The following is a 12818-nucleotide window of genomic DNA, read 5'->3' on the forward strand; positions in this document are numbered from 1 at the left end:
CCTCACGGGGTCACGGTCGATCGAGCCACGTGGCGTAGAACAGCGGTCGCGCCTCGGCGCTCCAGGAGAAGTCCTGCACATCGCTCTGCGCGGCGAAGATCTGGGAGTCCTTGAGCAGGGGGAGGACATAGGCGTTCTCGATGACGTGGTGCTGCAGCTCCGCCAGCAGGGCGGACCGCTCGGCGGGGTCCGTCGCAGTGGCCTGCTCAGTGAGCAGCTCATCGAGGGTCGGATCGGCGCCGTCGAGGGAGAAGGCGTCGGTGCCGTCGGCCGCCCACTGAGTGCGCAGCGTCGCCCAGGTCGCCGGATAGGGCCAGCCGGAGCGGACCGTGGCGACGTCGGGGGCGGCGTAGGCCTCGGAGACCTGGGAATAGTCCGCGTCGCGCAGCGACAGCTCGACACCGAGCTCCTTGAGCTGGGCCTGGACCAGCTGGTACAGCGGCTTGGCAGTCGAGTCGTAGACATCGATGACGGTGACCAGCGACAGGCGCTCGCCGTCCCGGCGGCGATAGCCCTCGCTGTCGAGATCCGAGAATCCTGCCTCATCGAGCAGTGCAGCGGCCTTCGCCGGGTCGTAGGTGAGCTGGGTGCTGAGATCGACGAAGCCGAAGGCGTCCTCGGTGACCACGCTCCGGGCCACCGCCCAGTTCTCGGTGTACAGGTCATTGACCAGGGAAGCGCGGTCGATACCGACCTGGAGCGCCTGGCGCACGCGCACGTCCTGCAGCGCGGGGATCGAGACCCGCAGCTGCCAGTGGTTGGTCGCGCCGATGCCCTGCGCGGAGAGGACCTGGAAGGCCGGATCCGCAGCGAGCTGGAGCTCGTCGGCGGGCTGGAGGTAGCGGATCAGGTCGGCCTGTCCGGAGCGGAGCGTCCCCAGCCGGGCGGTGTCGTCGGTGACGGCGTGGACCTCGAGGCGCTCGAGGCGTGCCTCGCCCTGATGCGCGAGGCTCGGCGGGGCCCAGTCGTAGCCCTGCCGCTGCACGAACACGATCTTCTCGCCGTACTTCTCGCTCTCGACGGTGAACGGGCCGCTGCCGATGATCCCGGTGATCTGCTGCTGGCTCTCCAGCGGTGCCTCGATCGTGGCGTCCGCGACGAGTACGGCGGCCCAGCCCGAGAGCACGTCGAGGAACTCGGCGTACGGCTCGAGCAGGGTCACCGTGACGGTGCTGCCCGCGACGCTGATCTCCTCGAGCTGCGGCCACTGGGTCGAGGGCTGGATGCCCTTGGCCTCATCGCCCGCGGCCTGCCATTGCAGGTTCCGGGCCACGCTCGCGGCGTCCAATACCGTGCCGTCGGAATAGGTCACGCCCTCACGGATGGCGAAGGTGTAGGTGAGGCCGTCCGCGGAGATCTCCCAGCTCTCGGCGATGTAGGGCTGCAGCTCGCCGGTGGCGGGATCCTTCCAGATCAGGCGATCGGCGATGTTCTCGAGGTAGGCGGAGTCCTGCCAGGTGCCGGCGCCCTGCGGCTGGGTGGAGCGGCTCGCCTCGGCATCGAGGTAGATGAGAGTCCCCCCGCTGACCGGGCTGCCGGTGGCGCCGCCGGCAGCGGTGCCGCCCGGGGTGCTGCCCGAGGCGGCGGCGTCGGCCCCGCCCCGGCTGGCCAGGCCCCAGGCGGAGGCCGCACCGACCACGGCGACCGCGGCGATGCCGCCGCCGATCACGCGTCGTCGACGGATCCTGCCGTCCTCGGAGCTGGCCCGGGCCAGGGCCTCCTCGAGCCGCTGGGAGGCGGGGTCCTGTGCGGCGGGGCGATTCTCGTCGTTCATCGGCGGGCTCCTGGTGCGGTCAGGTCACGGGGCGTGGCAGGGGGAGCGGGAGTCGTCGGTGCGACGTCCCCGAACTGCTCGGCGCTCTCTTCGACTCCGAGCTCGTAGGCGCCGATCAGCCGGCGCCGCTGCTTCATCGGGTTGTGGGAGGCGACGGTGCGGGCGTGCCGCCAGAAGCGGTCGAAGCCGTGCCGCGTGGACACCTGCGAGGCGCCGCCGACCTCGAAGAGATCGGTGGTCAGGGCGAGCACCCGGTCGACGATCTCGCCCTGGATCCGGTAGACGTCGCGCTTGGCCTCGCGGAAGTCCACCTCCGAGGCGAGGCCTTCCTGGTGCAGGCCGATGATCTGATCCCAGCGCTCGGCGACGGCCAGGACCAGGGTGCGCGCGGCGAAGGCACCCGAGGCGGCGGAGCCGATGGTGTCCTGGACGAGGGGATCCTCGCGGACCTCGGTGGCTCCCAGACGGCCGAACAGACGGCGCCGTCCCTGGACATAGGTCACGGACTCGCTCACCGCGGCCTGACCGATCCCGGCGATCACCGCGAGCAGGACCAGCTGGAACAGTCCCTGCCGCAGCTGGCCCTCGACCGTGGAGCGGTCGGTGCCGCGCACATGCGCAGGGTCGACCAGGGCGCCGGTGAAGCGGGTGGTGCCGGTGCCGGTGAGCTGCTGGCCGAACCCGTCCCAGTCGTCCTCGCAGACCACGCCCGGCTGGTCGGTGGAGACCGTCACCAGCACGAGGTCACCGTCCTCGGTGGTGGCGAGCAGGTCGATCCAATCCGCGTAGATGCTGCCGGTCGTGTAGTACTTGGTGCCGCTGAGCACCAGCCGGTCGCCCTCGCGTGTGAGGGTGGTGGCGATGTCGAGCGTCTCGGATTTCTCCGACTGGGCATTGCCGATGAAGTCTCCGGCCACGGCGCGGGCGAACCAGAGCTCCCGCTCTGCGGGCTCCGCGAACAGCGCCACCTCTTCCAGCAGCACGAAGTGCCCGCGGAAGAGGTGGGCCAGGTGGGAGTCGGCGGCGGCGAGGTCGGTGAGGTGCTGGAAGGTCTCGCGCAGCGACCACCCGAACCCTCCGTGCGCCGCAGGCACGCGGACCCGTCCGAAACCGAGCTGGAGCAGCTGCGCCAGCAGTGCGCGGGGCAGGACATGGTCGGCCTCGCGCTGCCGCACCTGCTGGGCGGCCTCGACGAGCAGGGCATCCCAAGCTGGTGCATCCCAGGCTGTCGCATTCCTGGCCGTCGCGTCTTGGGCCCCGGAGTCCCGAGCCGCAGAGCCCCGGACTGCGGAGCCTTGAACTGCGGCGTCGGCCCCCGAGGCATCGAAGGCATCGAAGGATTCGTCGACCGGTCTCGCAGCGGCGGCTGCTTCGTGAAGGGTCTCAGTCATCGGTGGGGCACCTTTCAGGCGGGGGTCGACGTCCAGATCCGGCGCAGGCCGCGGGTGAACGGAGGGAACGCGGGGAGAGGTCGGGGGCGGTGTGCGGGTGCCCTCCGAGGAGGACGCAGCCGAGCATAAGTAGCACTTGGCCCACGTAAAAGGTTTGTTACGGGGCGCGACGCAGATCGCGAACATGACGTCGCGAGAACGAGATCGCGAGCATGACGCCGCAAGAACGGGACTGGTCGAACAGGGCTGCGAGCAGGGCGCCGCGAGGCCGGTGCCGGTATGTGGGAAGGATCGACGCCGACGCCTCCTCACCTGCATGATCGAGGGATGACGAGCACCGCCCCCATGCCCCCGCCCCGCCCCGTGCCGCTCGAGAACGCGCGGGTGCGGCTCGAGCCGCTCGGTCAGCAGCACGTCGACGGGCTGCGCGAGGTGGTGGCCGATGGGGAGATCTGGAAGATCCCCTACGCCCCCCATGTCCCGTCCCCGGACCGGGTCGCGGAGGCCGTCGCCGCGCAGCGCGCCTCCGATGCGGCCGGGACGACGGCCTCCTGGGCGGTGATCGACCGGGCGAGCGAGCGGGTGGTCGGCCACACGACCTTCTTGAACATCTCCCTGCGGGACCGGCGCCTCGAGATCGGCACCACCTACCTGGCGGCCTCGACCCACTGCACCGGGGTCAACGCCGCAGTGAAGCTGGCCCTGCTCACCCATGCCTTCGAGGAGCTCGACTGCCTCGGCGTCGAGTTCCGGGTCCACCACCTGAACATCGCCTCGCGCCGCGCCGTCGAGCGGCTCGGCGCCCAGCAGGACGGGATCCTGCGCGCCCACCGGATCATGCCCGACGGCACCCTGCGCCACACCGTCGTCTACTCGATCCTGGCCTGGGAATGGAGCGGCGTGAAGGCGTCGTTGGAGCACCGCCTGCGCGGCTGAGTGCTCTGGCCCCTGTCACGGGGCATGGGCGAGGCCCGGCCCCGCGTGCAGCGGAACCGGGCCTCGGTGAGTCGGCGTGCGAGCCGACGGCGGGATCAGCGGTAGGTGACGAACCCGGTGGGGTTGCCCCACAGGCCGCGCTCGACGACCTGCTGCTTCGAGCCGGAGGCGTCGATGATCTGGCCGTCGCCGGCGTAGATCGCGACGTGGCCGGGCCACACGACGAGGTCGCCGGGCTGCGCCTCCGACTGGGAGATGCTGCGGCCCTGGGCGGCGATCTGGCTGCTGGTGCGCGGCACGTCGATGCCGGCGGCCTCGTAGGCGTGGTTCACCAGGCCCGAGCAGTCCATGCCGCTGAGCGAGCTGCCACCCCAGGAGTAGGGGGTGCCGACGGCGGAGCGGGCGGCGTCGACGATCGCGCTGCCGGTCCCGGAGGTGACGGAGGCCGGGACCGCGGTCGCGCCGGCGGACGGACCGCCCCCGGCGGAGCCGCCGAAGGAGGGGGCGCCGCCGAGCGCGCCGTGGGTCTCGGGCCCCACCACGCCGTCGACCTGGAGGCCGTTCGCGGCCTGGAAGTCCTGGACCGCAGCATCGGTCATGGAGCCGAAGTAGCCGGTCTCGGGCAGCTCTGCGCCCTCAGCGTTCAGCGCAGACTGCAGCGCCTCGACGGCCTCGCCGGAATCGCCCTGGCGCAGCTTCTGGGACGCGCTGCCGGGGCGCGAGTCGGAGTCGGAGTCGGAAGCGACGGGAGCGGACTGGGTGGTGCTGGGGCCCTCGTCGCCGCCGGCGAGTGCGGTGTCGTTCGCCATCGCGGAGGTGCCGCCGGCGAAGGCGGTGCCGACCAGGATGGTGCCGAGCACGGCGCTGCCGCCGAGAGCGTGCGCCGCACGGTGGCTGCCGGTGAGCGGGGTGACAGCGCGGCCGGCCGCGCGGTGGGTGTTCAGGTGAGTCATGGGGTGCTGGTCCTTCTCGCGTACTGCTGGTGGTCTGGTGCATTCCGCGACGCGGCTCTCTGGGGAGCGGTGAGGCCCTGTGGGAGCGGGCCCACAGCCGGGACGTCCGGGGATGCGAGATCAACGCTAGGAGCGGCTCCCGCGCACGTGAAGGGACTTGAACCAGCCGAAGAGAAGCATTTGTCGGCCCATGGTCTGCGCGACGGTCCAGATGGCCTCGACCTGGTGTGACTTGACCTTTGCGGATGACCTGCGGCACACGTGCGGAGCACGTGCGAGGGGAGTGGAGCTCGCTGGGCGAGCGGGCACCGGTGTGGTGGGATACCCGGATGAGCCCCGCCCAGAACAGTCCTGCCCACCACAGCCCCGTGCAGATCAGCCCTGTCGACCCCACCGACTGCGAGGCGCTGATCGCCTGGAATGCCGTGCTGGGGGAGGGATTCAACGCCGGCCGTGAGGCGGCCTGGTGGGCGAGCGAGGAGACGATCCTCGCGCGCTTCTCTGACCCGAAGCCCCAGCGGCTCTCCGTGCTCCTGGTGGCGCGACGCGACGGGGAGCTGGTCGGAGCGGCGGGCGCCGACGTCGACCCCGCGGATCCCGCCGAGGTCGAGATCTCTGTGCTCCCGGCGCATCGCCGCCAGGGCATCGGCACAGCGCTCGCGGCCGCCGTGCGCGGCGCGCTGACCGGCCACGCCGCGGTGATCCAGGCAGAGACCTACAGCGAGGAGGGCGTCGCCTTCGCCCGCGCGCAGGGGCTGCGTGTCGCGAACCAGGAGCACCGCCTGCTGCTCGATCTGCCGCTGGACCGTGCGCTGCTGCAGGCCGAGGCGCGCCCTGCGCCCGGTATCGAGGTTCGCACCTGGCAGGGGGCCTGCCCCGAGGAGTGCCTCGAGGACTGGGCGCGTCTCACCACCCAGATGGAGGCCGACGTGCCGATGGGCGACCTCACCCGCCCGGCCTCCCGCGCCGATGTCAGCGAGATCCGTCGCAACGAGCAGCGCATGCACGCTCAGGGCTGGACGCTCGTGCGCGGTCTCGCCCACGACGGCGGGGCCGCAGTCGGGTACACCGAGATCTTCGTGAACCGTCACGACCCCGAGATCCTCACCCAGGACGACACCCTGGTGGACCGGGCGCATCGCGGCCGGGGCATCGGGCGCGCCCTGAAGCTCGCGAACCTCGAGAACCTCGCTGCCGTGCCCGAGGCGAAGTCCTCACGGTGGATCCAGACCTATACGGCGCTCGACAACGCCCCGATGCTCGCGCTGAACCGGGCGCTCGGCTTCCGGGAGGCGGACGTGCTGAGCATCCTGGAGGGCGAGCTCGGCTGACGGCCGCCGCGCGCCCCTGCGCCTGCTGCGTGCGACTGCTCGATGTGACCGATCCCGCAGAGAATCTTCCGCTCGCGCGCCTTGGACCGCGACTATGACGGCTTATGACGGGATTCTGGCGTCGGTGCCGCATCGGCGTTCATGATCGGCGGCATGACCAGTACCGCCACTACCCCCGATCTGCGCCCGGGCCCCGGGCCCGACGCCGACGCGCTCCCAGCGCGGGGACGCCCGAACGGCGTACGCCTGGACGCGATCGCCCGCACCTTCGACTCCCCGCAGGGCCGTCATGACGTGCTGCGCGAGGTCGACGTGGAACTCGGCTCGGGCGAGATCGTCGCGGTCGTCGGCCCCTCGGGCTGCGGGAAGTCCACGCTGCTGCGTCTGATCGCGGGCCTGGACCGCCCCAGCAGTGGCGTGATCCGGATCGGAGGCACGGCGCTGACCGGCACGGATCCGCGCACCGCCGTCGCCTTCCAGGAGCCGCGCCTGCTGCCCTGGCGCACCCTCGAGAAGAACGTCGCCCTGGGCCTGCCTCGCGGCACCGGGAAGCGTGCGGGCCGTGAGCGGGTGCGCGAGCTGCTGACGCTGGTGGGCCTCGAGCACGCCGCGGACCAGCGACCCCGCGAGGTGTCCGGCGGCATGGCCCAGCGCGCCTCGCTCGCCCGGGCTCTGGCCCGCAGCCCCGAGGTGCTCCTGCTCGACGAGCCCTTCGGCGCGCTCGATGCTCTGACCCGCCTGCGCATGCAGGACCTGCTGCTGGAGATCCACGCCGCAGAGCCCACCACCGTCCTCGTGGTCACACATGATGTGGAAGAGGCGCTGTATCTCGCTGACCGGGTGCTGCTGCTGCGCTCCCTGCGCGAGGCCCCCACCTCCGGCTCGATCGCCCGCGTCGTCGAGGTGCCCGGGGCCCGACCCCGCGATCGCGCCGATCGCACGCTCGCTGAGCTGCGGGCCCAGCTGCTCGAGGGCCTCGGCGTCCACGCTCACCGCAGTACTCCCGCCCCCCATTCCGCCGTCACCACTGCATCCACCACGGAGAACTTCTCATGACCCACCGCATCAGCCGCCGCACCGCCACCGCCCTCGGACTCTCGGCCGTGGCCGGGATGGGCCTGGCCGCCTGCGTGCCCGGTGAAGGCTCCGAGACGTCCGAAGCCGGCACTGGCGGCTCCAGCGGCTCCCAGAGCGGCGCAGGGGAGTGGAGCACTGACTCCCTCACGATCGACTGGGCCACCTACAACCCGCTCAGCCTCGTGATCCGCGAACAGCAGCTGCTCGAGACCGCACTCGGTGACTCTGTGACCGTGGAGTGGGTGCAGTCGGCCGGCTCGAACAAGGCCAACGAGTTCCTGCGCTCGGGCTCCGCAGATGTGGCGTCCACCGCCGGCTCGGCCGCGCTGCTGGCCCGCTCCAACGAGTCCCCGATCAAGGTCATCGGCATCTACTCCCAGCCCGAGTGGGCCGCGCTCGTGGTCGGCAAGGACAGCGACATCACCGGCCCCGCCGATCTCGCCGGCCGGGCCGTCGCCGCCACCACCGGCACCGACCCGTACTTCTTCCTGGTCCAGACCCTCGCCGAGGCGGGGCTGAGCATCGACGATGTGGAGCTCCAGCCGCTCCAGCATGCCGACGGCCGCTCCGCCCTCGAGGGCGGCAGCGTCGAGGCCTGGTCGGGCCTGGACCCGATCATGGCCGCCGCCGAGGTGGAGTCCGGCGCGAAGCTGGTCTACCGCAACGTCGACTTCAACACCTACGGCTTCCTCAACGCCACCGAGGACTTCATCGAGAACCACGCCGACGTCGCCCAGGTGGTCGTCGACGCCTACGAGCAGGCCCGCACCTGGGCACTCGCGAACCTCGAGGCCACCGCACAGCTGCTCGCCGACGCCGCCAGCATCGACCTCGCCGTCGCCGCCACGGTGATCACCGAGCGCTCGAACCTCGACGTCTCCGGTGTGCCCGGTGAGGACCAGCTCGCCGTGCTCGAGGCGATCTCCCCGATGCTGTCGGAATCCGGCGACGTCCAGGGCGGGGCCGACGCGGTCGAGAAGGCCCGCGGCTCGATCATCCACGCCGACTTCGCGACTGCGGCAGTGGAGAAGCAGACAGGGGAGAAGCAGGCGGTGGAGAAGCAGTGAGCGCCCCCGCCCTCCACGACACCGCCCCGCAGCCCACAGACTCCACGTCAGCAGCCACCTCGCACAGTCGCCCGGCCCTCTGGGACCGCACCGGTGTGCGCCTCGCCGCCGGCGCCGTGCTGCCGCTGCTGATCCTCGCCGCCTGGCAGCTCACCACCGCCGCCGGGCTGGTGCCCGCTTACCGCCTGCCCGGTCCGCTGGCCGTGGTGCGGGCGGGCGCCGAGCTGATCGAGCGCGGCGAGCTGGGCCTGCACATCGCGATCTCCGTGCAGCGCGTGCTGCTGGGCTTCGCGATCGGCTCCCTGGTGGGCCTCGCGGTCGCCGCGATCGTGGGCCTGTCCCGCGCAGGAGATGCACTGCTGAACCCGACCCTTGCGGCGCTGCGCGCCGTGCCCTCGCTCGCCTGGGTGCCGCTGCTGATCCTGTGGCTGCAGATCGGGGAGGAATCCAAGATCACGCTGATCGCGATCGGTGCGTTCTTCCCGGTGTTCACCACCGTCGCCGCGGCGCTGCGCCACATCGACCCCCACCTGGTGGAGGCCGGGCGCTGCTTCGGCCTGCGCGGCTGGTCGCTGCTGCGCACCATCCAGCTGCCGGCCGTGATCCCCTCGGTGGTCTCCGGGCTGCGCCTCGCGCTCGCCCAGGCCTGGCTGTTCCTGGTCGCCGCCGAGCTGATCGCCTCCTCGATGGGGCTCGGCTTCATCCTCAACGACTCCCAGCAGACGGGCCGCGTGGACCGGATCCTGCTCGCCATCGTGCTGCTGGCGCTGCTGGGCAGCCTGACCAACGCCCTGCTGGGCCTCGCCGAGAAGAAGCTGCTGAAGAGGTGGGCATGAGCATCACAGAGACCGTCTCTGAGACCACTCCAGGAACTCCCGCAGAGACCCGGCTGGTGGAGACCCGCACCTTCCCGCCGAACCCCGCGCTCGAGGGGACCTGGAACGTCGACGCGAGCATCTTCGAGACCGCGTCGGCCGATCCCACCGCCTTCTGGGAGACCGCCGCGCGCCGGCTCGACTGGGCGGAGCCCTGGCACACCGCCCTGGAATGGGAGCCGCCGACGGTCACCCCGACCGTGGACCGCGCCACCGGCATCGCGACCGACGCTGCGACTGACGCTGCGACCGCCGCGCTGAGCGTTCCCGCCGCCCGCTGGTTCGTCGGCGGCCGGCTCAACGTCGCCGAGAACTGCGTGGACCGCCACGTCCGCGCAGGCAACGGCACCAAGGTCGCCCTGCACTTCGAGGGCGAGCCGGGGGACCGCGAGTCCGTCACCTACGAGGACCTCCAGCGCCGCGTCTCCCAGGCCGCGAACGCACTCGAAGGCCTCGGCATCGTGCCCGGAGACCGTGTGGTCGTCTATCTCCCGGTGCTGGTCGAGACCATCGTGATCGCTCTGGCCTGCGCCCGGATCGGCGCCGTGCACTCGCTGGTCTTCGGCGGGTTCAGCGCCGAGGCGGTGCGCTTCCGCCTCCAGGACACCGGGGCGAAGCTGCTGGTCACCTCCGACGGGCAGTTCCGGCGCGGGAAGGCCGTCGAGGTGAAGTCCCAGGCCGACGACGCCGCCCGCGACCTGCCCGAGCTCGAGCACGTGCTGGTCGTGCGCCGCACCGGTCAGAACATCGCCTGGACCGAAGGACGCGACGTCTGGTGGCACGAGAGCGTCGGCGCCGCGAGCGAGACGCATGAAGCACGCGCCTTCGACGCCGAGCATCCGCTGTTCATCATCTACACCTCCGGCACCACCGGCAAGCCCAAGGGACTGGTCCACACCTCCGGCGGCTATCTCACCCACACCTCCTGGGCGCACTGGGCGCACTTCGATGCCAAGCCCGAGGACGTCCACTGGTGCACCGCCGACCTCGCCTGGGTCACCGCCCACACTTACGAGATCTACGGCCCGCTCAGCAACGGCCTCACCCAGGTCATCTATGAGGGCACCCCCGGCGAGCCCACCCAGCAGCGGCACCTGGAGATCATCGAGCGCTACGGCGTCACCGTCTACTACACCGCCCCCACCCTGATCCGCACCTTCATGAGCTGGTTCGGGGACGAGCTGCCCGCCGGGCACGACCTCTCCTCGCTGCGCCTGCTCGGCACTGTCGGCGAAGCGATCAACCCCGAGGCGTGGGTGTGGTTCCACCGCACCTTCGGCCGCGGAGAGCTGCCGATCATCGACACCTGGTGGCAGTCCGAGACCGGCGCCGCGATGCTCGTCCCGCTGCCCGGGGTGACCACCCTCAAGCCCGGCTCAGCGACCGCGGCGCTGCCCGGCATCGACATGGCCGTGGTGGACGCAGAGGGCAACGAGCAGCCCGCTGGCGTCGCGGGCACGCTGGTGGCCCGTCGGCCCTGGCCCGGAATGGCCCGCACCGTCTGGGGCGATCCCGAGCGCTACCGCGACTCCTACTGGGCTGACTACGCCGGCCGCGGCGAGCACGGCGGCTATTACGTCGCCGGGGACTCCGCCACGGTCGACGCCGACGGGTGCTTCTGGATCCTCGGCCGCCTCGACGACGTCGTGAACGTCTCCGGGCACCGCCTCTCCACCATCGAGATCGAATCCGCGCTGGTCGCGGACTGCACCGTGCAGGAGGTCGGCGCGACCGGCGTCCAGGACCCGCTCACCGGGCAGGCCGTCGCGGTGTTCGTGATCCCGGCGGGCAATCCAGCGGGGAATCCCGCGGGGCTCGATGCAGTGCTCGATTCCGTGGCGCTGCGCGGCCGGGTCGCCACCGAGATCGGCCCGATCGCCAAGCCCCGCTTCGTGATCGAGGTGCCTGACCTGCCCCGCACCCGCTCCGGCAAGATCATGCGCCGCCTGCTCGCCGAGCTGGTCCACGCCGAGCGGGACCGCCGGGCAGGCCGTTCGCCGGCGCCGCTGGGAGACATCACCTCCCTGCAGAACCCGGAGGCCGTCGCCGCGGTCGCCGAGGTGCTCGCGGCGCTCCCGACCGACGACCCCGCTGTCTCACCCGCCTCCTGCACAACCACCCCCTCCGAGGAGACCTCATGACCACGACCGTCCCCGCCTCGACCTTCGAGACGCCGCTGAAGTTCGCCTACTGGGTGCCGAACGTGTCCGGCGGCCTCGTCGTCTCCACGATCGAGCAGCGCACCGACTGGCAGCTGCCCTACAACAAGAAGCTCGCCCAGGTCGCCGAGAACTCGGGCTTCGAGTACGCGCTGACCCAGACCCGTTACGCCGCCAGCTACGGCGCGGACAAGCAGCACGAGGCCTCCGCCTTCTCCCTGGCCCTGCTCGGCGCGACCGAACACCTGAAGGTCATCGCCGCCTTCCACCCCGGCATGTGGCACCCCGGCGTGCTCGCCAAGTGGCTGATCACCGCGGACCACCTCTCCGACGGCCGCGCCGCGGTGAACATCGTCTCCGGCTGGCTCAAGGACGAGTTCGTGAAGTTCGGCCTGCCCTGGCTCGAGCACGACGAGCGCTACGTGCGCACCGAGGAGTTCATCTCCGCGCTGCGCGGCCTGCTCACCGAGAACGGGTACTCCCAGGACGGGAAGTACTACTCCATCGACGACTTCAACCTCTCCCCGAAGCCGGTCGACGTGCCCGGCCGTCCCCACCCGGAGATCTTCTTCGGCGGCAACTCCACCGCCGCGCAGGCCACCGCGGGCCGCGTCGCCGACTGGTACTTCTCCAACGGCCGCACGCTGGAGGGCTATGAGGAGAACGTCGCCGGCGTGCTCGCCTCCGCCGCCGCCGCGGGCCGCGCCCCGAAGTTCGGGCTGAACGGCTTCGTCATCGCCCGCGAGTCGCGGAAGGAGGCGGAGGAGACCCTGCGCGAGATCGTCGCCAAGGCCCACCGCCCCGCCGTCGAGGGCTTCCGCCAGTCCGTCCAGGAGGCAGGAGCCTCCACCAAGGACGGCAAGGGCATGTGGGCGGATTCCTCCTTCGAGGACCTGGTCCAGTACAACGACGGCTTCAAGACCCAGCTCATCGGCACCCCCGAGGAGATCGCCGACCGCGTCATCGAGTACAAGAAGGTGGGCGTGAACCTGCTGCTGACCTGCTACCTCCACTTCACCGAGGAGGTCGCCGCCTTCGGCCGCGACATCCTGCCGATCATCCGCGAGAAGGAGCAGGACCTCGCCCGGGCGAAGGGGACCGAGCTGAACACGGACCTGCTGCCCGTGGTCCGCGGCGTCTCCGCCGAGGACGCGGCGAAGGCCGCCTTCGATACCCTCCCGGCAGATCACCCGGCCAAGCAGGGAGCCGCCGCATGACCGCCCGGACTGAGCCCACCCAGGCTGAGACCGCGCAG

The 12818-nt window shown here is 71.3% G+C and carries 10 protein-coding genes; 7 read left to right on the forward strand and 3 right to left on the reverse strand.

Annotation, left to right across the window (positions count from 1 at the left end; genetic code table 11):
* Positions 1-10: 10 nt before the first annotated feature.
* Both ABD893_RS04755 and ABD893_RS04760 read right to left on the reverse strand, forming a co-directional pair.
* The gene (locus tag ABD893_RS04755) at positions 11-1774 is read right to left on the reverse strand and encodes an ABC transporter substrate-binding protein (RefSeq protein WP_345076406.1); all 1764 of its coding nucleotides are present in this window, start codon (positions 1772-1774) and stop codon (positions 11-13) included.
* Positions 1771-3165 carry an acyl-CoA dehydrogenase family protein gene (locus ABD893_RS04760; protein WP_345076407.1) on the reverse strand — a complete coding sequence of 465 codons (1395 nt, stop codon included), beginning with the start codon at positions 3163-3165 and terminating at the stop codon, positions 1771-1773. Before ABD893_RS04760 ends, ABD893_RS04755 begins: the two co-directional genes overlap by 4 nt.
* A gap of 327 nt (positions 3166-3492) precedes the next feature.
* Here ABD893_RS04760 and ABD893_RS04765 point away from each other — a divergent pair, with 327 nt between their 5' ends.
* Positions 3493-4101, forward strand: a complete 609-nt coding sequence (locus tag ABD893_RS04765; RefSeq protein ID WP_345076408.1) for a GNAT family N-acetyltransferase — start codon at positions 3493-3495, stop codon at positions 4099-4101.
* 95 nt (positions 4102-4196) lie between these two features.
* Here ABD893_RS04765 and ABD893_RS04770 read toward each other — a convergent pair whose 3' ends face one another.
* On the reverse strand, positions 4197-5054 hold the full coding sequence (locus tag ABD893_RS04770) for a C40 family peptidase (protein ID WP_345076409.1): 858 nt from the start codon (positions 5052-5054) through the stop codon (positions 4197-4199).
* A gap of 245 nt (positions 5055-5299) precedes the next feature.
* Between ABD893_RS04770 and ABD893_RS04775 the strand changes: the two genes are divergently transcribed.
* The 6 genes from ABD893_RS04775 (at position 5300) to sfnG (ending at position 12780) form a co-directional block, all read left to right on the forward strand.
* Positions 5300-6385, forward strand: coding sequence for a GNAT family N-acetyltransferase (locus ABD893_RS04775; protein ID WP_345076410.1), 1086 nt, complete (start codon positions 5300-5302; stop codon positions 6383-6385).
* 153 nt (positions 6386-6538) lie between these two features.
* Positions 6539-7441, forward strand: coding sequence for an ABC transporter ATP-binding protein (locus ABD893_RS04780; RefSeq protein WP_345076411.1), 903 nt, complete (start codon positions 6539-6541; stop codon positions 7439-7441).
* Positions 7438-8529: an aliphatic sulfonate ABC transporter substrate-binding protein gene (locus ABD893_RS04785; RefSeq protein WP_345076412.1), complete on the forward strand. Its 1092-nt coding sequence runs from the start codon at positions 7438-7440 to the stop codon at positions 8527-8529. The genes ABD893_RS04780 and ABD893_RS04785 overlap by 4 nt, the downstream gene beginning before the upstream one ends.
* A complete protein-coding gene (locus ABD893_RS04790; protein WP_345076413.1) occupies positions 8526-9365 on the forward strand; it encodes an ABC transporter permease in 840 nt (279 codons plus the stop codon). The genes ABD893_RS04785 and ABD893_RS04790 overlap by 4 nt, the downstream gene beginning before the upstream one ends.
* Entirely contained in the window at positions 9362-11545 is a 2184-nt protein-coding gene (gene acs / locus ABD893_RS04795) for an acetate--CoA ligase (RefSeq protein WP_345076414.1), read from the forward strand. Before ABD893_RS04790 ends, acs begins: the two co-directional genes overlap by 4 nt.
* On the forward strand, positions 11542-12780 hold the full coding sequence (gene sfnG / locus ABD893_RS04800) for a dimethylsulfone monooxygenase SfnG (RefSeq protein ID WP_345076415.1): 1239 nt from the start codon (positions 11542-11544) through the stop codon (positions 12778-12780). The genes acs and sfnG overlap by 4 nt, the downstream gene beginning before the upstream one ends.
* The last annotated feature ends 38 nt before the right edge of the window (positions 12781-12818 follow it).

Source organism: Brachybacterium paraconglomeratum (assembly GCF_039541415.1).
In the GTDB taxonomy this organism is placed as follows: Bacteria; Actinomycetota; Actinomycetes; order Actinomycetales; family Dermabacteraceae; genus Brachybacterium; species Brachybacterium paraconglomeratum_A.